We start from the raw sequence: 1,431 nt of genomic DNA on the forward strand, positions 1-1,431 counted from the left end.
GACGACAGCAACGCCGTACACCTGGCCAAGACGCCAACGCTGGACAAGCTGTTCAAGAGCGAGTTTTTTGTCCCCATTGCGGCGCACGGTGAGGCGGTAGGACTGCCCTCGGATGAGGACATGGGCAACAGCGAGGTGGGGCACAACGCCCTTGGTGCGGGCAGGGTCTTTGCCCAGGGCGCCAAGCGGGTCAACGAGGACTTTGCCACCGGGGCGGTCTTTGGTGGGGCGCTCTGGAACAAGATCGTCCAACGTGCCAATAACGGCGGGGCAGTGCATTTTATCGGATTGCTGTCGGATGCCAACGTCCACTCAAACATAAACCACCTCTACCAGATGATCGAAAGGCTGGCCGAATCGGGGGTCAAGAAGGTCAGGGTTCACCCGCTACTGGACGGTAGGGACGTTGGCCCACGCACCGCCATGAACTACGTTGAGCCCACGGAGGCGCTCCTGAAAAAAGTCCGCGACGAAAAAGGCTTCGACTACGTAATTGCCTCCGGCGGGGGTAGGATGAATGTTACGATGGATAGGTACTGCGCCGACTGGAACATAGTCAAGCGCGGATGGGACGCCCACGTCCACGGCATCGGCAGACAATTCAGGTCATGCGGTGAGGCCGTTAACACCTTCTACCAGGAGGGCGTGGATGACCAATACATGGGCGCCTTTGTAATCGTGGATGAGGGTGGCAATCCCGTTGGAAAGATGCAGGATGGCGACTGCGCAGTCCTGTGCAACTTCAGGGGCGACAGGGCTATTGAGCTTTCGCAGGCATTTGATGCCGGCAGCGACTTTAAGCACTTCGACAGGGGTAAGGTACCCGATGTTCTGTACGCCGGCATGATGGAGTATGACTCCGAGGCCAAGGTGCCAAAGAACTATATCGTCCAACCCCCGCTTATCCAGCAGACCGTTGCAGAGTACCTGGCACTTGAAAATATAGGAATGTTTGCCATTTCGGAGACGCAAAAGTATGGCCACGTGACCTACTTCTGGAACGGCAACAAGTCCGGATACATCAACGCCAACCTTGAGACCTACGCAGAAATTACCTCTGACAGGATACCCTTTGATCAGGCACCAAAGATGAAGGCATACGAAATCACCGAAAAGACCATCGAACTCCTGAAGTCGGGGAAGTTCAAGTGGGGACGCCTAAACTTCGCAAACGGGGACATGGTCGGTCACACCGGCGTCATGGAGGCGGCCATCACGGCAGTTGAGACCGTGGACGAGTGCGTTGCCAAGCTCCTGAGCGTTGTTGAGGGCCTTGGAGGGATCGTCATCGTAACGGCAGACCACGGCAACTCCGATGAGATGTTTGAGGTCAAAAAAGGCAAAAAGACACCAAAAACCTCACACACGCTAAACAAGGTACCCTTTGTGATCGCTGACTTTGGCTTTAAGTCGGAGTATCGTCTGTCCGGG

1 protein-coding gene is annotated in these 1,431 nt (G+C 55.8%); it reads left to right on the plus strand.

The features are described 5' to 3' along the window. A partial coding sequence (gpmI, locus tag Mcas_RS15795; protein ID WP_040336516.1) for a 2,3-bisphosphoglycerate-independent phosphoglycerate mutase occupies nt 1–1,431 on the plus strand: 1,431 nt, incomplete at both ends.

It is taken from the genome of Candidatus Magnetobacterium casense (assembly GCF_000714715.1).
Lineage (GTDB): Bacteria > Nitrospirota > Thermodesulfovibrionia > Thermodesulfovibrionales > Magnetobacteriaceae > Magnetobacterium > Magnetobacterium casense.